Annotated in this window: 19 protein-coding genes; 12 read left to right on the forward strand and 7 right to left on the reverse strand. The window is 70.1% G+C overall.

All coding sequences use genetic code 11. From position 1 onward, the window contains the following. Positions 1-28: 28 nt before the first annotated feature. Both HUA75_RS24950 and HUA75_RS24955 read right to left on the reverse strand, forming a co-directional pair. On the reverse strand, positions 29-295 hold the full coding sequence (locus HUA75_RS24950; RefSeq protein WP_141642707.1) for a phosphopantetheine-binding protein: 267 nt from the start codon (positions 293-295) through the stop codon (positions 29-31). Positions 296-325: 30 nt separating this feature from the next. Further along, positions 326-2,011 carry an AMP-binding protein gene (locus HUA75_RS24955; protein WP_174487786.1) on the reverse strand — a complete coding sequence of 562 codons (1,686 nt, stop codon included), beginning with the start codon at positions 2,009-2,011 and terminating at the stop codon, positions 326-328. A gap of 174 nt (positions 2,012-2,185) precedes the next feature. Between HUA75_RS24955 and HUA75_RS24960 the strand changes: the two genes are divergently transcribed. From HUA75_RS24960 to HUA75_RS24995, 8 genes are read left to right on the forward strand one after another with little or no spacing between them, the layout of a single operon-like run. After that, positions 2,186-2,995, forward strand: coding sequence for a 1-deoxy-D-xylulose-5-phosphate synthase N-terminal domain-containing protein (locus HUA75_RS24960; RefSeq protein WP_141642709.1), 810 nt, complete (start codon positions 2,186-2,188; stop codon positions 2,993-2,995). After that, positions 2,992-4,032: a transketolase family protein gene (locus tag HUA75_RS24965; protein WP_174466046.1), complete on the forward strand. Its 1,041-nt coding sequence runs from the start codon at positions 2,992-2,994 to the stop codon at positions 4,030-4,032. Before HUA75_RS24960 ends, HUA75_RS24965 begins: the two co-directional genes overlap by 4 nt. Continuing rightward, positions 4,029-4,880: a RimK family alpha-L-glutamate ligase gene (locus HUA75_RS24970; RefSeq protein WP_254614608.1), complete on the forward strand. Its 852-nt coding sequence runs from the start codon at positions 4,029-4,031 to the stop codon at positions 4,878-4,880. Before HUA75_RS24965 ends, HUA75_RS24970 begins: the two co-directional genes overlap by 4 nt. Further along, positions 4,877-5,917 (forward strand): N-acetyl-gamma-glutamyl-phosphate reductase, encoded by a 1,041-nt coding sequence (gene argC, locus HUA75_RS24975; protein ID WP_174487787.1) that lies wholly within the window; start codon positions 4,877-4,879, stop codon positions 5,915-5,917. The genes HUA75_RS24970 and argC overlap by 4 nt, the downstream gene beginning before the upstream one ends. 17 nt (positions 5,918-5,934) lie before the next feature. Further along, positions 5,935-6,933, forward strand: coding sequence for a sulfotransferase (locus HUA75_RS24980; RefSeq protein WP_174487788.1), 999 nt, complete (start codon positions 5,935-5,937; stop codon positions 6,931-6,933). After that, on the forward strand, positions 6,911-7,690 hold the full coding sequence (locus tag HUA75_RS24985; RefSeq protein ID WP_141642713.1) for an SDR family oxidoreductase: 780 nt from the start codon (positions 6,911-6,913) through the stop codon (positions 7,688-7,690). Before HUA75_RS24980 ends, HUA75_RS24985 begins: the two co-directional genes overlap by 23 nt. Beyond that, on the forward strand, positions 7,687-8,553 hold the full coding sequence (locus HUA75_RS24990) for a [LysW]-aminoadipate kinase (protein WP_174487789.1): 867 nt from the start codon (positions 7,687-7,689) through the stop codon (positions 8,551-8,553). Before HUA75_RS24985 ends, HUA75_RS24990 begins: the two co-directional genes overlap by 4 nt. Continuing rightward, positions 8,540-9,613, forward strand: a complete 1,074-nt coding sequence (locus tag HUA75_RS24995; protein WP_174487790.1) for a M20/M25/M40 family metallo-hydrolase — start codon at positions 8,540-8,542, stop codon at positions 9,611-9,613. The genes HUA75_RS24990 and HUA75_RS24995 overlap by 14 nt, the downstream gene beginning before the upstream one ends. Before the next feature lie 18 nt (positions 9,614-9,631). Here HUA75_RS24995 and HUA75_RS25000 read toward each other — a convergent pair whose 3' ends face one another. From HUA75_RS25000 to HUA75_RS25010, 3 genes are all read right to left on the reverse strand, one after another. After that, positions 9,632-10,870 (reverse strand): MFS transporter, encoded by a 1,239-nt coding sequence (locus HUA75_RS25000; RefSeq protein WP_174487791.1) that lies wholly within the window; start codon positions 10,868-10,870, stop codon positions 9,632-9,634. Positions 10,871-10,947: 77 nt separating this feature from the next. After that, entirely contained in the window at positions 10,948-11,949 is a 1,002-nt protein-coding gene (locus tag HUA75_RS25005) for an NAD(P)H-dependent glycerol-3-phosphate dehydrogenase (protein ID WP_141649486.1), read from the reverse strand. A gap of 54 nt (positions 11,950-12,003) precedes the next feature. Next, complete coding sequence (locus HUA75_RS25010) at positions 12,004-12,942, reverse strand: hypothetical protein (protein ID WP_174487792.1); 939 nt, start codon at positions 12,940-12,942, stop codon at positions 12,004-12,006. A gap of 186 nt (positions 12,943-13,128) precedes the next feature. On the opposite strand from HUA75_RS25010, the gene HUA75_RS25015 reads away from it, so the two are divergent. Beyond that, entirely contained in the window at positions 13,129-13,704 is a 576-nt protein-coding gene (locus tag HUA75_RS25015; RefSeq protein ID WP_174462943.1) for a hypothetical protein, read from the forward strand. 7 nt (positions 13,705-13,711) lie between these two features. On the opposite strand, the gene HUA75_RS25020 is transcribed toward HUA75_RS25015, so the two are convergent. Beyond that, entirely contained in the window at positions 13,712-15,706 is a 1,995-nt protein-coding gene (locus tag HUA75_RS25020; protein WP_174487793.1) for a c-type cytochrome, read from the reverse strand. Positions 15,707-15,965: 259 nt separating this feature from the next. Here HUA75_RS25020 and HUA75_RS25025 point away from each other — a divergent pair, with 259 nt between their 5' ends. Beyond that, a complete protein-coding gene (locus HUA75_RS25025; RefSeq protein ID WP_141649041.1) occupies positions 15,966-17,498 on the forward strand; it encodes a cell wall metabolism sensor histidine kinase WalK in 1,533 nt (510 codons plus the stop codon). Then, positions 17,495-18,187 (forward strand): response regulator transcription factor, encoded by a 693-nt coding sequence (locus HUA75_RS25030; protein ID WP_174487794.1) that lies wholly within the window; start codon positions 17,495-17,497, stop codon positions 18,185-18,187. The genes HUA75_RS25025 and HUA75_RS25030 overlap by 4 nt, the downstream gene beginning before the upstream one ends. Positions 18,188-18,203: 16 nt before the next feature. Here HUA75_RS25030 and HUA75_RS25035 read toward each other — a convergent pair whose 3' ends face one another. Next, on the reverse strand, positions 18,204-18,860 hold the full coding sequence (locus HUA75_RS25035; protein ID WP_246137849.1) for a bifunctional 2-polyprenyl-6-hydroxyphenol methylase/3-demethylubiquinol 3-O-methyltransferase UbiG: 657 nt from the start codon (positions 18,858-18,860) through the stop codon (positions 18,204-18,206). Between the two features lie 279 nt (positions 18,861-19,139). On the opposite strand from HUA75_RS25035, the gene HUA75_RS25040 reads away from it, so the two are divergent. Next, the gene (locus HUA75_RS25040) at positions 19,140-20,720 is read left to right on the forward strand and encodes a hypothetical protein (RefSeq protein WP_254627733.1); all 1,581 of its coding nucleotides are present in this window, start codon (positions 19,140-19,142) and stop codon (positions 20,718-20,720) included. Positions 20,721-20,741: the final 21 nt, after the last annotated feature.

Raw genomic sequence — 20,741 nt, forward strand, 5'->3', positions numbered from 1 at the left:
CGGGAGAAGGCCCGCCTCCTGGACGACTTCAGGCCGCGGGGAAGGTGCGGCCCTGCTCGCGCAGCTGCTCCTCGCAGACGGCGGCCACGTGCTCCAGCGTGTTGAACAGGTCCACCATGGAGAGCTGGATGCCCAGCTCCTCTTCGATTCGGTTGGCCAGCATCGTCGCCATCAGCGAGTTGCCGCCAATCTCCAGGAAGTGGTCCTCCGGCTTCACGACTTCCGCCCCCAGCAGCTCACGCCAATACCCGGCGAGCTGTCGCACCAACGGCGTGGTGCTCGACTCAGTGCTCACGTGTGCTCCTCATCATGTTCGGGGACATGCTCAGCCCACCTTCGCGGTGGGCCCCTTCAAACGCTCGCGCAGCAGGTACTTGCGAATCTTCCCCGACGGCGTCTTGGGCATCTCCTCGACGACCTCCAGCCTGTCGGGCCAGTACTGATTCGACATGCCCAGGCCCTTCAGGTGGGCGCGAAGCTCATCCAGCGTCGGCGTCTCGTCGCGCGGCACCACCACGGCGCAGACGCGCTCACCGCCGATGCGGTCGTCCGAGTGACCGATGACGGCCACCTCCCGCACCTTCGGATGCGAGTACAGCGCGGACTCCACCTCCACCACGGGCACCTTCTGGCCATAGCGGAAGATGACGTCCTTGAGCCGCCCGACGATGCGGATGCCCCCGCGCCCGTCATCCCGCGCCAGGTCTCCCGTGTCGAACCACCCCTCTTCGTCGACACACGCGCGGTAGATGTCCTCGCGCTTGAAGTAGCCCAGGCACTGGCTGGCTCCCCGGACGAGCAGTCGGCCGGTGCCCTCTGGATAGGGCGAGCCGTCTTCCGCCAGCGCGGGAACAATCTTCACCTCCATCCAGTCCACGGGCCTCCCGTCGCTGTTGGAAGGCCAGTCCGGCGGATCCTCCCGTCGCGTAATCGTCACCGCGCCGTTCTCCGTCATCCCCCACAGCGTGTGCAGCGGCACGCCGAAGCTCTCGCGCACCGCGGCGATGAGGTGCGGAGGCACGGGGATGGAGCCGGTGGACAGCCGCCGCAACGACGAGGTGTCACCTCCCCGCTTCTTCTTCGCGGCGATGACATTCATCACGTACGTGGGAATCCCATACATGAACGTGACGCCGTGCTCCTCGATGCAGCGCAGCGTCAGCTCCGGGTCCCCCACGTCCATGTAGACAGCCGTCGCGCCCAGCAACACCGGCATCAAGTACAGGTAGGTAAATCCGCTGGAGGCGGTGAGCAACGAGGGCAGACACACCACGTCGTCAGCGCCCAGCGCCATGGTTTCGACCAGCGCGCGGGTGATACCGAAGTTGGTGTTGTGCGAGTGGATGACGCCCTTGGGCTCGCCCGTCGTCCCCGACGTATAGAGGACGTTGCACACGTCGTCCGGGCGCGCCGAGCGCGCGTCCAGTTCCGCCTTCGACGTCGAGTCCTCCCAGTGCCTGGCGACGAAGTACGCGTCGAAGTCCAGCTCGCCCGCCTCCGACGCCTGCTCGCCCGCCCCGATGAAGACGCGGTGCTTGAGCGACGGCAGCGCGCGCGCCGCCTCGCGCAACATGTCCCGGTGCGAGTGCCCGCTCCAACTCAGGGGTCCTACGTAGACGGATGACTCCGTCCTGCCGAGGATGAACTCCACCTCGCGACGCCGGTAGTCCGGGGGAATGGGCGCGACGACGGCGCCGATGCGCGCGCACGCCAGCGCCAACGCGGTGAACTGCCACCAGTTGGGCAACTGCACCGCCACCAGCTCGCCCCGACCCACGCCCAGCGACACGAGCGCGCCCGCGAAGCGCTCCACGTAGCGCCCCAGCTCCGCGTAGCTCAGCCGCGTGACGTCCTTGGCGAAGTAGCGGGCCGCGACGATGGCCGTCTTGTCCGGGTGCGTCCGCACAGCTCGACGCAAGTCGTCGAGCACCGTCTCGTCCCGCCACCACCCCTTGCTCCGGTACAGCGCCGCCTGCTCAAACGAGGGGCCGCTTCCGAACCGTGCGTCCATATCCGCACCCTCCGTGCACCGTGAGACCGTCCTCGACCGCGTGGGACCATAGCGATTCGCGTGTAAAACCAGCAAGACAGCGAAAGCTCACATGTCTACACCCCAAGGTCGCATCACTCACATTGACGGGCGCGCTCCTGGTTTCCTAGCTTGGAATGAAAGGCGCAGAAATCCATGGTCCAGGTACCTCTCGAGGAGCGCGCCAGACGCATTCGCCGGACCATCCTCCGGCTCGCCGCCACGTCCGTCGGCTGCCACCTCGGTGGCTCGCTGTCGATGGTGGAGCTGTTGGTGGTGTTGCTGGGACGGGTGATGAAGTTCCGTCCGCGAGAGCCCCGCTGGGAGGAGCGCGATTCGCTCATCCTGTCGAAGGGCCACGCAGCCGCGGGCCTCTACGCCGCGCTCGCCGAGTTCGGCTTCGTCGACACTGAAGACCTGGTGCAACGATACAACGCTGACGGAAGCCCCTTCACCGGACACGTGAATGCGGCGGTGCCGGGCGTTGAGTTTCCCACGGGAAGCCTGGGGCATGGCGTGGGGCTGGGCGTGGGGCTGGCCCTGGGATACCGGCTGCGGCAGCGTTCCAACCGAGTGTTCGTCGTGTGTGGAGACGGGGAGATGGGCGAGGGCTCCAACTGGGAGGCGATGCAAGTCGCCGCGCAGCACCGCTTGTCGCAACTCACGGTGCTGGTCGACCGCAACGGCGGACAGAACGACGGCCCCACGGAGGCCATCCTGTCCCAGGCCTCCCTGGTGGAGCGGCTGCGCGCCTTCGGAATGAGCACCGTCGAGGTGGACGGGCATGACCTGGAAGCGCTGGGGGCCGCGCTGGAGGAGCCTTGTGACGGGCCTCGCGCGATTGTCGCCAACACGCAGAAGGGCGCGGGTGTGCCCATGCTGCGCGGCAAGGGACCGCACTACGCGACGTTCAACGCCGAGCAGCTTCGCCGCGCGCTCGCCTCGCTGGGAGAGGTGACGCCATGACGAGCTCCACGACGTCCAGCGGCGCCGACCTTTTGACGTCACCCCAGGACTGGCTGCGCGAGCAACCGTCCCTGGCCAACCGACAGGTGTTCCGACACACCCTGGCGCGACTGGCGGACGTGGAGCCGCGCGTCGTGTTGCTGGAGGCGGACCTCGCGGGTGGAGGAGACCCGTTCGCCGCGCGGCACCCGGGACGTTTCATCAACCTGGGCATCTGCGAGGCGGCGATGCTCGATATCGCGTGCGGCATGGCCGCCACCGGGCACGTCGTCTTCGCCCACACCTTCGCGCCCTTCGGGGCGATGCGTGCGTGCGAGCAGGTGCGGCTGGGGCTCGCCTATGGGCGGGCGAACGTGAAGCTCGTCTGCGACTACGGCGGTCTGTCCGGCGCGTTCTTCGGGCCCACGCACCACGCCATCGAGGACCTGGCGATTCTTCGCGCCATGCCGGGCATGACGGTGGTGTCTCCGGCGGACGGGCTGGAGACGATTCAGGCGACGCGCGCCCTCTTGGAGATGGAGGGGCCGGTGTACCTGCGGCTCGGCCGCAACCGCGTCTCCCGGCTGGACGTGGCGCGGCCCGCGTTCGCGCTCGGGCGCGCCATGTGCCTGCGTGAAGGCAGCGACGTCGGCATCATCGCCCATGGCGAGGTCGGCGTGAGCGTGGCGCTGGACGTGGCGACGCGACTGGAGACGCAGGGGGTGTCCGCGCGCGTGGTGAACCTCCACACGCTCAAGCCCTTCGACGAAGAGGCGATTCTGGAGACGGCCGAGCGCACGCGGCTGCTCGTCACGGTGGAGGAGCACTCCATCCTCGGAGGACTGGGCGGCGCGGTGTGCGAGAGCGTGGCCACCCACGGCCTGGGCCGCCGCGTGGTCCGCGCGGGAATCCAGGACCGCTACGACTCCACGGCGGGCACGCACGAGGCCTTGCTGCAACGACATGGGCTGGAGAGCGCCGCCCTGGTCGACTCGATTCTCACCGCCCTGCCCCGCCCCCGGCTCACGGCGCTGGCACCCGCGGCCAGGAGGGGATGATGCGTCGCCACGAGGTCCACCTCGTCTACACACGGATGCGCACCGAGGAGCGGATGCTCGTCGACGCGCTTCGCGGACGCGGCTGCTCCGTGGAGACCCACGCGGACACGGACCTGGTGCTCCCGCTGAACCGCGAGCCGTGGAAGGACGGAGGCCCGGTGCTGATGCGCAGCATGTCCTTCACCCGCGCGCGCTACCTGTCCTCCATCCTGGAGGTGAAGGGGGCCCGCGTGTTCAACACCGCGCGCTCCATCGCCACGTGCGGCGACAAGGCGCTCACCACGCTCGCGCTGGCGGAGCACGACGTCCCCATGCCCTGGTCCTTCCTGGGCTTCGAGCAGGACGCCTGCGTCGCGGAGATGGAGCAGCGCGGCTATCCCTGCGTGACGAAGCCCGTGCAGGGCTCCTGGGGCCGCATGGTGGCGCGCGTGGACAACAAGCACGCGGCCGAGGGGATGATGTCCATGCGCTTCGAGATGGGCGGCGCCCAGGACCACGTCGCGCTCGTCCAGCAGTACATCGACAAGCCCGGCTACGACTTGCGCGTGTACGTCATCGGAGGCGCCGTCGGTGGCATGCGCCGCCGCTCCGAGCACTGGGTGACGAACACGGCCCGGGGCGCGGTGCCGGAGCGCTACGACGTCCCCGAGTCCCACGCGAAGCTCGCCGAGCGCGCGGCCAAGGCGGTGGGTGGGGAGATGGTCGCGGTGGACCTGCTGGAGACGCGAGATGGCGCGATTCTCGTGAATGAAATCAACCACTGCGTGGAGTTCGCCCGGAGCATCGAGTTCACCGGCATCCCCCTGCCGGAGCTGATGGCCGGCTACCTGGTGGAGGCCATGCGATGACGCGCGTCGCGGTGCTCGGAGCGGGAGGTTATGCCGGCGGCGAGGTGCTGCGACTGCTGCTCGCCCACCCGGCGGTGGAGGTGGTCCAGGCCACGTCCGAACAGCACGCGGGCAAGCGGCTCGACTTCCCACACCCTCACCTGAGAGGACTGGCCACTCCGCGCTTCTCACCGCATGACGCGCTGGAGCCGTGCGACGTGCTCTTGTCCTGCATGCCCTCCGGCGAGCTGATTCGCCGCTGGCCGCAAGTGAGCGCGCGGGCCGGTCGCATCATCGACCTGAGCGCGGACTTCCGCCTGGAGTCCGCCGAGCACGCGCGCTGGTATCCCCGCGCGCCCCGCCCCCTGGACATGCCCGAGTTCGTCTACGGCCTGCCGGAGTGGACGGGCGCTCGACTCAAGGACGCCCGCTTCGTCGCGGTGCCCGGCTGCATGGCACACGCGGCCCTGCTGGCCCTGCTGCCGCTGGTGCGCGCGGGGCTGGTGCGGCCCGAAGTCGTGGTCGACGCGAAGACGGGCTCCTCCGGCGGCGGCGCGACACCGGACCGCTCCTCGCATCATCCCGAGCGAGCCTCCGCCCTGCGCTGCTACCGCGCGGTGGGGCATCGACACACGGGCGAAATCGAGGGCGCCACCGAGCGCCTCGCCGGCGTGAGGCCCGTCGTCCACTTCAGCGCGACGGCCGTGCCCAGCGTGCGCGGCGTGCTCGCCACGGTGCATGCCTTCGCGGCGCGCAAGCTGGAGGACGCGTCCGAGCCGCTGCGAGCCCTGGCCTCCACCTACCGCGAGCACCCCTTCGTCCACGTGCTGCGCGCCAACGCGAGCGCGTCTCCCTTCCCGGAGCCCGCGCCCCTGGCTGGCACCAACCACTGCGACCTCGCGGTGGAGGTGGACGCGGAGCGCGGGCGCATCGTCGTGAATGCCGCGTTGGACAACCTGGTGAAGGGCGCGGCGGGCACGGCCGTGCACGCGCTGAATCTCATGCTGGGCAGACCTGAAACGGAGGGCCTCGGCTTCCGGGGCCTCCACCCCCTCTGACGCGAAAGGCTCCCCCCATGAGCGCCCTCACCGTCCTCTACATCACCGGTTGGTGCCGCAGCGGCAGCACCATCATCGGCAACGTGCTCAACGAGGTGGAGGGCTGCTTCCACACCGGTGAGCTCAGCTTCCTGTGGAAGAACGCCTACGGGAACGGCTCCAACACCCTGTGCGGCTGCGGCACGCACCTGGTGCAGTGTCCGCTCTGGTCCAAGGTGCTGGAGCAGGGCGCCCTCCCTGGCGAATCCCCCGAGGCCCACGCTCTGCGCGTGGTGCGCAGGCAGCAGGACACCGTCCGCACCCGGCACACGTGGCGCGTGCTGCGCCAGGACACGCCTTCAACCGAGCTGTACGAGCACGCGCAGCTCCTCGCGAAGACCTACCGCACCATCGCCGATGCCACCGGCAGCCACGTCATCGTCGACAGCGGCAAGTTCCCCTCGGAGGCGGCGCTGTTGCCGCACGTGAGCGGAATCTCACCGTACTACCTCCATCTGGTACGGGACCCTCGCGCCGTCGCGCACTCGTGGACGAAGACGAAGCAGTACGTCGTCCCCATGTCCGCCGCGCGCAGCACCGCATACTGGTTCGGCTTCAACGTGGCCTCGGAGCTCGTGACGCGGCGCCACCCGGAGCGCTCGCTGTTCCTGCGGTACGAGGACTTCATCGCCTCACCTGCCGCCACCATCGACTCGCTCTTGAAGCTCATCCAGGAGGACCGCGCCGTCAACCCGGTGAAGGGCCGCACGGTGGTGCTCGGGCGCAACCACACCGTCACCGGCAACCCGGACCGCTTCCTGAGCGGCTCCACGCTGCTAAGGCCCGGTGACGATGCGTGGCGCAAGGAGCTGGCGCCTCGGGTGAAGGCCCTGGTGTCCGCGCTCTCGTGGCCGCTGACGGGGCGGTATGGCTACAGGGGACCTCCGGCGCCCGCGCAGGTCGTTCCAGGGCCGGAGCCCGTCGTGAACGCTGGTGACGCAGGGAGGGAGACACTTGGAACTGGGACTCGCCAATAAGGTCGCGCTCATCGCCGGGGGTTCCAGTGGCTTGGGGCTCGCCGTGGCCGAGGAGCTGGTCAAGGAAGGCGCGCACGTCGCCATCGGCGCGCGCGACGCGGACCGGCTCGCTCGCGCAGAGCAGCACCTGCGCGGACTGGCTCGTGGCAACAGGGTCCTGGCCACTCGGGTGGACCTGCGTGAACACGGCGCCACGCGCGCCTGGGTGGAGGACGTGGCCGGCAAGCTGGGCGGTCCCCACATCGTGGTGACGAACAGCGCGGGCCCTCCGCCGGGCCCCGCCACGAAGTTCGACATCGTGGCGTACCAGGAGGCCATCGACACGGTGATGCTGCCGGCCATCAACCTGGCGCTGGCGGCGCTGCCGTACATGAAGGCCGCGCAGTGGGGACGGCTGCTGCTCATCACCTCGGAGACGGTGGTGCGGCCCGTCGCGCGCTTCGCACTCTCCGGTACGGCGCGGCTGGGCATCGTCGGCTTCGCGTCCGCGCTGGTGCAGGAACTGGGCGACTGCGGCGTCACCGTCAACGTGCTCGCCCCCGGCTACACCCGCACGCCTCCGGTGGAGCGCACGGCGGGCACGGGCGGCGCGGACGTGGAGGCCAGCCTGCGGGCCATGGCGGCGCACATTCCGCTGAAGCGCGTGGGGCTTCCGGAGGAGTTCGCGGCGGCGGCGGCGTTCCTCGCGAGCGAGCGCGCGTCGTTCATCACCGGCACGGTGCAGCTCGTCGACGGCGGCGCGAGCGTCATCGGATGAGCACCGCGTCCCAGGTCGATGAAGGCCGCGCGCCGCTGGTGGTGAAGATAGGCGGCGCCGCGGGAGTGGACCTGGACAACGTCTGCGCGGACGTGGCGGAGCTGCGGCGCCAGGGCGAGCGCGTCATCGTGGTGAATGGTGGCTCCGAGGCCGGTGATGCCCTGCTGGCCTCGCTGGGCATGGCGCGCACCGAGGCGTTGACCGCCTCCGGCAACGTGGTGCGACTGACGAACGAGGCCACGCTGCGCGTGCTGACGATGGCGTGGGTGGGCGACGTCAACAAGCGCGCGGTGCTCGCGCTGCTGGCCCGGGGCGTCTCGGCGCTCGGCCTGTGCGGCGCGGATGGACGGGTGCTCGTCGCCCGACGACGGCCTCCGCTGAAGCTCCAGGACGGGGAGCGCACCCGCATCGACCGGAGCCACCTCGCGGGGGAAATCAGCGAGGTGAATGCGCGGCTGCTGAACGTGCTGCTGGAGGCGGGACAGACGCCCGTCGTGTGCCCTCCCGCGGTGACGGAGGAGGGGACGCTGGTGAACGTGGACGCGGACCAGGTGGCCGCGGCCATCGCCGCGGTGATGGGGGCTCGGGCGCTGGTGATGCTCTCCAACGTGGCGGGCCTCCTGGAGGACCCGGCCAACGCATCGACGCTCATCCGCACGAGTGACGACGTCGAGGGCGCCATGCGCTTCGCCAGGGGGCGCATGCGCTACAAGCTGGAAGCGGCTCGGCGCGCGCTCGCGGCGGGCGTGTCCGCCGCCTATGTCACCGCCTCGGGCACCCCGCGCCCCGTGTTGTCCGCGCTGGCGGGCGAGGTCGGGACGAAGCTGACTTCTTCCGGGAAGGTGACCCATGCGAGCCCGTGAGGCGAGTCCGGAGCTGTTGCGGTGGATGCTTGAGCACTACAGCCCCAGCCACCATGAAGCGGACTTCTCTCGCGCGCTGGCCGGGCGACTGGAGCAGCGCGGATGGAAGGCCCACGTGGACCCGGTGGGCAACACCGTGGCCAGCATGGGTGACGGAGACACCTGCATCGCACTGCTGGGCCACATCGACACCGTGCCGGGCGAAGTCCCCGTGCGACTGGAAGGCACGCGCCTCTTCGGACGCGGGGCGGTGGACGCCAAGGGCGCGCTCGCGGCCTTCATCGAAGCCGTGGAGTTGCTCGACGACGCGGAGCGCGCTGGCAAGCGCTTCCTCCTGCTGGGCTGTGTCGAGGAGGAGGTGGCCATCACCCGGGGCGCGCTGCATGCCCGCGAGCACCACCGGCCGGACTTCGTCGTCAATGGCGAGCCCAGCGGCGCCCACGGCATCACCCTGGGCTACAAGGGCCTCTTGCGCCTGGAGCTCGAGTACCGCGCCAGCCGGCGTCACACCGCCAGCCGTGGCTACCGCGCGCCCGCGGAGCATCTCGTCGACGCGTGGAACGGGCTGCGTCGTCGCTGCGACGAGCGCAACAAGGGGTGCACCCTCTTCGAGCAGGACCTCCCCGCGCTGCTCTCCTTCCAGACGGGCACCGGTGAAGACACGGAGTGGGCCACCGCCCACGTCAACGTGCGCACGGGGCCGACCAGTGACGTGGACGCGCTGCTCGCCTGTCTCGCAGAGGTCCCCGAGGTGGCGGTGAAGACGGTGTCGCGCAAGCAGGCCGTCTCCGCCGAGGGCAACGACGCCCTCACGCGCGCCTTCAAGCAGTCCATCCGAGAGCGCGGCACACGTCCGACGCTTCGAGTGAAGACAGGGACGTCCGACTGGAACACGGTGGCGGACACGTGGAACGTGCCCACCGTCGCATATGGCCCGGGTGACTCATCGCTGGACCACACGCCAAACGAGCACATCGAGCTGCCGGAATACGAAGAGGGTGTCGCCGTACTGGCTCGCGTGCTGGCACTGCTCCCACTCAAGTCCGGTGGCGCGGGCTGAAGCACACGTCCCTGGACGTCACGTACTCGCGACATCCACGGTCCGAGGCCGCTGCAGGCGCAGCCCCACCATGGCCACGAGGAACAGCGCCGCGGAGCTGGCGGTGACAGCGCGCACCCCTACCCGGTCCGCGAGCGCCCCCTGCGCCCAGACGCCCACGGAGTACCCGACGTTGATGAGCAGCATCGCGAGGCTGCTCACCCGCCCCTGAAGCTCCCTGGGCGTGCGCTCCTGATAGCGGGTGCTCAACCCCGTCATCACCACCAGGTACACCGCGCCCAGCACGAACATGGTCCCCATCGCCACGGGCAGCGTCGGGGACAGCCAGTAGAAGACCGTCACCGGCCCCATCACGAGCACGGCGAGGTCCACCACGCGCTCCCGGCCCCAGCGGACCGCCAGCGCGCCCACCACGCCCGAGGCCAGCAGCGCCCCCATGCCCTGCATGGAGATGAGCGCGGAAGCGGCGGACGCATCCGAGCCGAACACCTGGAGCGCGAACACCGGCACCAACGCGATGAACGGCGAGATGAACAGCGCCAGGGCGAACAGCGACACCATCGCCATCCGGATGCCCGGCTCCCCTCGCGCCATGCGCGCGCCTTCGACGATGTCCGCCCACAGGCCCTTGGGCTCGATGGGCCTGACCACGGGCGGCTCCGCGTGCACCCGGGACACCGCCAGCAGCACCGCCATGAAGGACAGCGTGTTGAGGAACATCACCCACGCGACACCACCGAAGGCCAGGAGCGCCGCGGCGAACACCGGCCCCAGGATGCGGCCCAGGTTGAACTGCGCCGACATCAGCGTCATCGCGCTGTGCAGGTCCTCCTTCGGCACCAGCCCTGTAATCAGCGCCGTGTAGGCCGGCCCCGACAGCACGTGCACGCAGCCGTTGAGCAGGGAGATGACGGCCACCGCATGCACGGTGAGGTGTCCGGTGAAGGCCAGCCCCGCCAGACAGGCCGCCAGCAGCGCCTGCGCCACGGCACACAGCGAGATGAAGACACGCCGGTCGAAGCGGTCCGCCAGCGCGCCGCCCAGCGGGGACAACACGAGCGACGGCAGGTACGTCAGCGCCGCCACTCCGCCCGTCCACTCCGCTCGGCCCGTCACCTCCGTGACGAAGACGCCCAGCGCGAGCACCTCCATCCACGTGCCGACGTTGGAGACGAGCGCCCCCAACCACACGGCCACGAACTGCTTGTGACGCAAGGCACGGAAGGACGACAAGCTCGCCAGGTGCGGGGTGGACACGGGAGCCCGCTTCTAGCAGCCCCCCACCCCGCGCTGGAACACCGCCCCCGGCCCACACTCGCCAGGCAGCCCGCGCGTCAGACGAGCTCGGACTTGGGCTGGCGCGTCATCAGGTCCACCACCGCCATCTTCGCGTTCTTGTCCTCGTAGGCAATCAGGTAGACCTGCTGGCAGATGGGCAGCTCCACGCCCGTCTTGAGCGACAAGTCGCGAGCGCTGCGCGCCGTCTTCACGCCCTCGGCGACTTCCTTCATCTGCCCCAGGATGTCCGGCAGCTTGCGGCCCTTGCCCAGCTCCATGCCCACGTGACGGTTGCGGCTCAGCTCGCCCGTACACGTCAGCACCAGGTCCCCCATGCCGGACAGGCCCGACAGCGTCAGCGGGTTTGCGCCCTTGCGCACCGCCAGCCGGGTGATTTCCGCCAGGCCGCGGGTGATGATGGCCGCTCGCGCGTTGTGGCCCATGCCCAGGCCGTCCGCCATGCCCGCGGCAATCGCGATGACGTTCTTCAGCGCGCCGCCGTACTGCACGCCCACCACGTCCGTGGACGTGTAGCTGCGGAAGGTCTCCGTCTGAAGCGCCTTCTGACAGCGCACCGCGACCTTGTCCCAGTGGGACGCAATGGTCACCACCGTGGGCATGCGCCGCGCCAGCTCCTTGGCGAAGCTGGGGCCCGACAGCACGGCGATGTACGGATGGAACTCCTCCGGGAGGCAGTCCTCCAGCAGCTCCGTCATCGTCAGCAGCGTCTCGTTCTCGATGCCCTTGGACACGGTGATGATGGGCACGTTGCGCGGCAGGAAGGCCTTGGCGCGGGCCAGCACCTCGCGCGTGGCGTGGCTCGGCGTGGCGAGCACCACCATCTCCGCGCCGGCGAGCGCCTCTTCCAAGTCCTGGGTGGCGCGTACGCGCTCGGAGATGGGGATGCCGGGAAGATAGGTGGGGTTCTCGTGCCGGGTGTTGATGGCCTCCACCACCGTCGGCTCGCGGCCCCAGAGGCGGACCTCCTCACAGTTCACCGCCAGCACGTTCGCCAGGGCGGTACCGAAGGAGCCGGAGCCGATGACACTGCCACGCATGAAGACCTCGCTCGAGGGGGTGGAAAGGGCACGTTGTCGTGCCAGTTGCCGGTGCTACAGACCGGTGACGATGCCGATGGAGACCACCGGCATGAAGGCGGCGTCCTCGGCACGGGTGCGGAAGTCGCCGCCCAGGGAGACAGAGTAGGACGTTTTCTCGCTCAGCGGCACTTCGGCGCCCACGCGCACGGGCCACGCGCTGGAGGCCACCAGGTCCGGTGGCAGGCCGCCCAGCGGCGTGCGTTGGATGGGCTCCGTGTCCAGGGCCACCAGGTAGCGCACGTCGATGAAGAGCCTGGACGCGCGAACACCCTGGCGCTGGAAGGAGCCGACGATGCCGGGCATCACGTTCCAGTTGCGCCGGCCGGTGAGGTAGCGCGCGCCCCGGTCCTCCAGGCTCGCGGACCGGAGGAAGAATGCGTGACTGCCCTCCATCACCAGCCCCAGGCTCCAGCGCGCGCCTCCGTCCAGCACCCGCCACCGCCAGCCCAGCCGCGCCTCGTTCATCATCCCGTAGAGGCTGTCGAGTCCCACCAACACATCGACCTGGGGCAGCACGCCCACGGCGGCGCGAGCGGACAGCGTGGGGAAACCCAGCGAGAGGCCGACCGCCACCCCGCCTGTCCTGCCCACGGTGTGTGCACCGAGCAGGCTGACGCGGTTCGGCACGGGGGGAGGCCCCGGAGGCGGCGCGGGCGGGCGGGCCTCCGTGACTCCGGGGGTGCCGTCATCATCCAGGGGGATGAGGGGAGGCACTTCCGGCAGCCGGGGCAGCGATGCGGCGTCCGCGTCCGGGGGCACCGTCGTCCGGCCGGGGAAGTCGGTCCACGCGGCGTCGTCCGGGGTGTCGCTCCTCCGAGGGGCGTCCACCTGGGTGGGCGTGGTCCAGGACTCGTCGGGCGCGGGGTTGCGCGCCGCGGGGGCCGGCTGGGCCCGGGCGGACGTGCCCAGCACGAGGGCGAGCGGCACCAGGATGAGGCGGACGGGGGGCATGAAGACGGCTGGCAGCTTAGTCCACGGAGAGGGAAGGAGACGAGCCAGGGCCGGCTGTTCCCCCACCCTGCGTGCGCCCCGTCAGGTAGCGGGCAGGAGGCGATGGGAAACGTGTCACCGACGGCGGCGCACCGGACTACCATCCGCCGCGCGACCAGCGGCGGGCGCCTGAGGAGAGACCACGGGATGAGGGCAGGAGGAGGGCGCGCGGCGCTGTTGGTGACACTGGCCCTGGGGCTTGGGTGTCGCTCCCGTCCGACGGAGACGGGGACGGACGCGGGTCCGGCGCGTGCGCCCGTCGCCAACGCGACGCTGCCCGCGTGCGAGGCGCTGCTGCCCACGGACGTGCGCGAGTCGATGCTGCCCGGCTTCACGATGAAGGAGGAGCGCGCGTGTCCCTCCTGCGGGCCGCTGTGCACCTTCCGCTCCGCGTCGGAGAAGGACGTCACGGTGTCGGTGACGTGGGACTGCCAGCCGCACTACGCACAGGTGGACACGCATGCCCTGCTGTTGCCGTCGCTGAACATGGGCGGCGAGGAGATTCCCGCGCTCGGCCGGGCCGCCGCGCGACGTGCTCCCGCGCAGGGCATGTTGCAGGTGATGGCGTGGGACGACGACACGCCGTGCGCGCTCGTCGTCACGTGGCTCGGAGGAGACCCGGAGCAGGCGCTGGACGTGACGCGCCTCGCCCTCACCTCCACGCGACCGGAGACGGTCCACCCCACCGTGGTGCCGACGGAGCCCGACGCGGGCACGCCGTGACTTCACGTCACAGCGTGCGCAGGTAGTCCACCAGGTCGTCGACCTCGGTCTCCGTGAGGCTCGCCGTGGTGCCGTGCTTGTTGGACTGGCTGTTCTGCATCAGCCGCCCCTTCAGCGACAGCGCGCTGCCGTCGTGCAGGTACGGCGCCGTGCGCGCGAGCCCCAGCAGCGACGGCGTGTTCAGCCCCTTGGCGACCACGTTGCTGTCGTCCCGATTCGCGCCCGTGGTGATGAAGGTGCCCACGTCGGCCAGCGTGTTGTTCGTGAAGTGCGCACCCGCGTGACAGCTGTCACACGCCGCCTTCTTGAACACCTGCGCGCCACGCGCCTGCGACTCGGTGAGCGCCACGCGCTTGTAGGGATTGTCCGGCGTGGGAATCACGTCGATGAACGCGGACAACTGCGCCACCATCACCCCATCCAACGCCGTGCCGCCCATGCGCCCACGCACCGTGGCGTCCAGGAAGTCCCTCATCGTGGGGAACTCGCCGCTCCAGTGGAACGGCCCCGTCTCCGTCACCTTCCGCCCCGCCAGGCTCGGCGTCTGGCGCGGCCCATCCGGGAAGCCCCACACGTGGCCGTCGTCACGACCATCCAGATGGCATGACGCACAGGACGCCGCCACGCCCGCGCTCGTCATGCGCGAATCCAGCGCGGAGTAGAACAGCTTGCGCCCCGCCACCTGCTGCGGCGACAGCACGTCTCCCACCACTCGCAGGGGCACTCCCGCCGCGCGCACGTTGGCCACGTTGCCAGAGGCGTCGTTCACCAGCGTCGTCACCGTGTGGTCGAACGCGTTGTAGACGTACGCCTTGCGCCCGTCCCGCGTCAGCGCGATGCCGCTGGGCCCCGAGCCCACTCGCACCAACTGCCGCACCGTGCTGCCCTTCACGTTCACCAGGTCCGCGCCCTCGCGACGATTCGTGGGGATGACGGCCACGTTGTCCGTCTCGCGGTTCACGACAAAGAGCCACAGACCCGACGGGTCCACCACCGCCGCCACAGGCCCCTGGATGGGATGGCTCGCCTCCGGGCTGACGATGGTGGACGGAGGGAAGTCAGGGTCCTCGCGCGGCGGAGGCCGGCACCGGTCCAGGTCATCCACCCGGGGCGTGCCGTCTTCCGTGTTGAACGTCACGATGCCCGGCGCCACCACGCCCGCCGTGTTGCAGGGCCCTCCGCCCCCATACAGCGACCCACCGCCCCCAGGGCTCGAGCCAGAACCGGTGAGCGGATCCTCGCGCGCCCACAGCGTCGGCGAGTAGGCATGCTTGCCGTCCGGAGACACCACCACGTCCGACATCCCGCGAGGCCGGAAGGACACGCTCGTGGAGGGGAACGGAAACGGCTCGTCGTCGGCGAAGCTGTCGTCCGTGTTGGCCCGCGCGTACAAATCCGTGCCCTCGCGCTGCATGCGCGGCTGGTGCGCGTCCGCCAGGTCCACCGTCACCAAATCGCTATGCCGGAAGAGGCTGACGAGCGCCCGTCGCCCATCGTCCACCAGGGCGATGCCGCGCGGCTCCTCGCCCACCGGCAGCTCCCAGCGGACCTCCAGCGAGCGCGTGTCCACCGCCATCAGCGTGCCGTACGTGGTGGAGTCCAGCGCGGTGCTGTTCACCACGTAGAGCGTGTCGCCCTTCGGAGACACCGCCAGCCCCATGGGCTCCACGCCCACCGCCACGCGCGCCGCCTCGCTCCAGTCACCCCGGCGGATGACGGACACGCTGCGCTCGGCCCGGTTGGAGACGTAGACGGTGTCGTCCGGCCCCACCACCACGCGCTCCGGGCCCGCCCCCACCTTCACCTCACCCACCTTCTCCCCACGCGCGGTCTCCACCACCGCGAGCACCCCGGTGTCCGCGTCCACCACGTACAGGAAGGCATCATCCCGGCTGAGCGCCACCGAGCCCGACGCGTTGCTCCACCCGCCACCCGTCGACGAGTCCTCGCAAGCCATCAGCCCGAGCGCCGCCACCACACCGGCCAGAACGTGCCGTCTCATGAAGTGTCCTCCTCGCGGTTCCCGACGAGAATGCCGCCCACTGCTCTCATCGCTGGGAAATGCCGCGCCGTGTCGTGGAGGGGAAATGGCGCCCGGCCCTGGTCGCTCGCCGCCCCCACGAGCCGGCCATGCTTGCATCAGAAGGCCTCCGAAGTCGATTCCTTCCCCTCCCTGGGTGCGGGTGGCGAACAGTCGAGCCCCTCCGCCCGGGCGAAACGCCACGAGCGTGTAGCGCCGGGTGGGAGTAAAGGAGAGGGGCGTGTCCCGCTCCCCCTCCGTCATCCTCAGCTTTCGACGCACCTTCGCGCTGCTCATCATCCTGGTGGTGCTGCCGTCCGCGGGCCTGTCCGGCTTCGGCGTGGTGGCCATCATCAATGAGCGCGCCGCGGTGGAGAAGCGCCTGGAGTCCGCGTGGCGGGGCACGCTGGAGTCACTGTCCCAGGAGCTGCCCAAGGAGCTGTCCGCCGCGAAGCTCGCGGAGGAAGGCGGCAGGCTCCAGTTGCTTGCGCCGGATGGACGCATCCTGTCGGAGCCCGACGGCACCTTCCAGCTCGAGGGAGGCCGCACCTTCACGGAGGACCCGCTGCTGATGGAGGCCCTGGGCGCGGTCATGCCAGAGGTTGGCTCGCTGCCTGAAGTACCCACCGTCTTCTCGCTGTCCGCCGGAGGCCGCTCCGTCGTCGTGGTGGCCGAGCGCAAGGGCGACATCGTGCGCGGCGTGCGCCTGTCCGTGCGCGCCCTGGAGCTGCTGCTGACGGAGCGTGTGGAGCCCCGCGCGGTGTCCAGCGAGCCGGTGCGCTTCGCGCTGATGCCCGTGCCCCGCGAGAGCAGCGAGGGCGGCGGATTGATGGGCAAGCTGGTGTCGGAGGTGGCGCAGGCTCGCGCCAGCGCGCTGGGGCCGCAAGTGCTGGCCGAGCGCGTGCTGTCGCCTCCACTTCAAGACTTCCGTCTGGTGGTGCTGCCCACCGGCGAGGACCCCGTCGCCCGGGCCTCCGCGCGCAACCGCGCCGTGTACGGCGTGCTGCTGGGGTTGTTCTACCTGACGCTGACGTTCGGAGTCGTCTACACGGGCCGCGTGCTCTACCGCGAGGCGCGGCTGTCGCGCATGAAGACGGACTTCGTGTCGCTGGTGAGCCACGAGCTGCGCACGCCGCTCACCTCCATCCGCATGTTCATCGAGACGCTCGCCCTGGGGCGGCTGAAGGACCCGGCGCAGATGCAGGAGGTGCTCACCCTGCTGACGCGAGAGACGGAGCGGCTGTCCGTCTTCATCGAGCGGGTGCTGGACTGGTCCCGCATCGAAGGCGGTCGCAAGGTGTACCAGCGCGAGCCGATGCCCGTCATGGACGTGGTGGACACGGCCGTGGCCGCCTTCCGCGCGCAGCGTCTGGAGGGCGGCGTGGACCTGAAGGTCGACGTGTCCGAGGGGCTGCCGCGCGTGGACGTGGACAAGGAAGCCGTCGCGGGAGCGCTGCTCAACCTGCTCCAGAATGCCTACAAGTACAGCGGGCCAACAAACCGACGCATCGAGCTGAGCGCACGCCGCTCGGGCCGATGGGTGGACCTGGCGGTGGAGGACAACGGCGTGGGAATCGCTCCGAAGGAACGCAAGCGCATCTTCGAGCGCTTCTACCGGGTGGACAATCTGCTGACCCGGAAGACGGAGGGAAGTGGGCTGGGGCTGGCCATCGCCCGGCGTATCATCGAGGCTCACGGCGGACGCATCGCCGTGAAGAGCGAGCCCGGCCGCGGCAGCCGGTTCACCATCCACCTGCCGGTGCAGAAGGCATGAGCGAGACGACCCGCCGCATCCTGGTGGTGGAGGATGACCTGTCCATCCTCGCCGGCCTGTCCATGAACCTGCGCTTCGAGGGCTACGAGGTGCTCCAGGCCCAGGACGGGCGCACGGGGCTCCAGCGCGCGCTGGACGAGGCCCCGGACCTCGTCGTGCTCGACTTGATGCTGCCGGAGCTCAACGGCTTCGAACTGCTCAAGGAGCTGCGCCAGCGCGGCCGGGACACCCCCGTCGTCGTGCTGTCCGCCAAGGGCATGGAGACGGACAAGATTCTGGGCCTCAACCTGGGCGCGGATGACTACGTGGTGAAGCCCTTCGGGCTCCAGGAGCTGCTGGCGCGAATCAAGGCCGTGCTGCGCCGGCGCTACCCGACGCTCGGGGCCGCGCCGCCGGTGACGTTCGGCGACGTCAGCGTGGACATGAACGCGCGCACGGTGGCCAAGGCTGGCACGTCCGTGGAGCTGACGGCGCAGGAGTTCAAGCTCCTGGCGCACTTCCTCGCGCACCCGGAGCGGACCTTCACCCGCGAGGAGCTGTTGTCCGGCGCGTGGGGCTACCACTACGAAGGCAGCGCGCGCACGGTGGACAACTTCATGCGCCAGCTGCGCCTCAAGTTCGAGCCGAACCCGGAGGAGCCCCGCCACTTCGTCACCGTGCGGGGCCTGGGCTACCGCTTCGAGAAGTGAGCACTCCGGCCCGTGCTCACGGGCCGGCGACGCCGATGTGGCGCGAGTCTTCCAGGTCGAAGGGCTTGCCGTCGAAGCGGCCGTAGCGCTCGCGCGGGATGAAGCCCGCGCCGGTGAGGGCCGCGTCCAGCTCCTCCGGAGAGAAGTGCCGCAGCTTGAGGCGGCGGATGGGGCTGGGCACGCCCGGCTGCTTGCGCTCGCGCAGGTGGAGGGCGAACAGGGGCCGGCGCGGCTCCAGGCCCGCGTTGGGCTCCTCGTCATCGCGCGGCAGCACCGGCTCGCGGGGCGTGTTGAGCACGTCGTACACGAAGGTGCCCCCCGGGGTGAGGTGGTGGCGCACCGTGGAGAGGAACGCCTCCAGGTCATCATTGCCGGGCATCAGCCCCAGCGCGTGCTGCGGGGCGAGCACCAGTGGGAAGTGTTCCTGAAGGCGGATGGAGCGCAGGTCCGCGACGAGGAAGCGGGCGCGGCTGGCGACCTCCGGAGGCTCCGAGGCACGGCGCTCCTCGGCGGAGCGAATCATCACCTCCGAGGGGTCCACGCCCACGGCGGTGAAGCCGTGCTCGGCCAATGCCCAGACCACCCGGCCGTTGGCGGCGCCCAATACCAACACGGGCGCACCGTGCTCGGTCGCCTGGCGTGTGTAGAACAGGAGGTCCGGCTCCTGCCCCACCAAGGACAACGGTGTGCGACCGCGTGCGTCGTTCCCACCCATTTCCGGAAGGCACTAGCACGAATGAGGGGGTCTTCGGGACAGCGACTTTCCCAGACTGGGGATTGTGCTTCCCACTGGCTGTCCGGGACCGGACGGAGTCCCGCTTGGAACGGCAGCCAACCCTGGCATCGGCCTTGCGATGCAGAGGCCCTGGAAGGCTGCCCATCCGGGGCGGCCCAGGTTTTCGTGGGGTGAGTTCGGATGACGCGGGGATGGCGCTGGGCAGGAGCGCTCGTCATGGCGGGCGCGATGTGGACCGTGGTGGGCTGCGGCTCCAGCAAGAGCGGCGACGATTCGGAGCAGGACAACCCGGGCATGGATGACCCGGGCCCTCCGCCTGGACGCCCGGGCCCGCCGGAGGAGATCCCCGACGCGGGGACGCCAGACTCGGGCACGCCCACGGAGCCTCCCGACTCGGGCACGCCCACGGAGACGCCGGACTCGGGGACTCCGACGGACGGCGGCACTCCCACGGACGGCGGGACTCCGACGGACCCTCGCCAGGACGTGGAGATTCCGCCGCTGCCGACGCCCGCGGGCTGGCGCTTCTACGGCGCGGACCAGGGCGGCCCCGTCACCGTCTACGGCGTGACGGCCGACGAGGGCGGCAACGTCTGGGTGGCCGGCGGCGAGGAGGGCCTGTTCCTGCTCAAGCGCGGCGCGGAGAGGCTCGTGCGCTACGGCATGGAGAACGGCCTGCGCCCCTACGGCTTCATGGCGGATGGCAGCACGCCCCCGGGGGCCAAGTACCTGAAGGTCATCTCCGTGGCGGGCGGCAAGTCGGGCACCGTCTTCGTGGGCTACGAGGGCATGCCGGGCAAGGGCTTCGAGCACTGCGAGAACAACTGGGACGGGCCGAGCCCGGACCCGGCGCGCTACAAGAGCGGTGACGCGGACAAGGTGATGCTGAACTCGGACGGCACGCTGGACGTGGTGCACTACGACATCTTCTCCGGCCCCAACGTGGTGGCGGCCGAGCCCCGAGGGCGCGAGAAGATCTGCAACGTGCTGCGCATCCGCTACGACAAGCACGCGCTGGGCAACAACAAGGCGAGCGTGTGGTTCGGCGGCAACCACGGCTTCGCGCGCGGCAACGCGGAGTTCGACGGCGCGCCCATGTGCAACGGCCAGCTCAACTGCTCCGGCGTCTTCGAGCACGTGCACCCGCACATCAACGCGTACAACGCGCAGGGCGGCGTGATTCTGCTGACGGACGCCTACTACGGCGTCGCGGTGGACCCGAGCGGCGACGTCTGGTTCGGCGGCTCGGACCGCACCACGCGCTTCCGCTACGGCACCAACGGCGGCAACTTCTGGCGCTCGCAGACGGGTTCGGAGAACGACAGCAGCAACAAGCTGGACCTGTGGCCGGACGCCAAGCCCGAGTACTCGAAGCCCAATGAGCGCGTGCCTGACAACATCTCCGGCGCGGTGGTGGCGCGTGACGGCACGGCGTGGCTGAGCTCGTTCGGAAACGGCCTGGTGCACATCGACGCGAATGGCACCGTGCTGGGCCACATGGGCGCGGGCTCGGGGCTGGTGGACAAGCACCTGTCCGCCATCGGCCTGGACCCGTCCGACGGCAGCATCTGGGTGGGCGCGTCGTGGGGCGGTGGCCTGTCGCGACTCAAGGGCGGGAGCATCATCAACTACGGCCTGACGGACTTCGGCCGCAAGTACGGCATGTCCCGCATCAGCGACATCCAGGGAGATGCCTCGGGAGACGGCCGGCGGATGCTGGTGGGCTTCATGGGCTACCAGGACACCACCACGAAGAAGTGGGTGGCGGGCGCCATCGGGGTCTTCGAGGGCAACTAGCGCCCCCCGGGTCCATGGATT

Source organism: Myxococcus sp. CA040A, from assembly GCF_013336725.1.
Classification (GTDB): Bacteria; Myxococcota; Myxococcia; order Myxococcales; family Myxococcaceae; genus Myxococcus; species Myxococcus llanfairpwllgwyngyllgogerychwyrndrobwllllantysiliogogogochensis.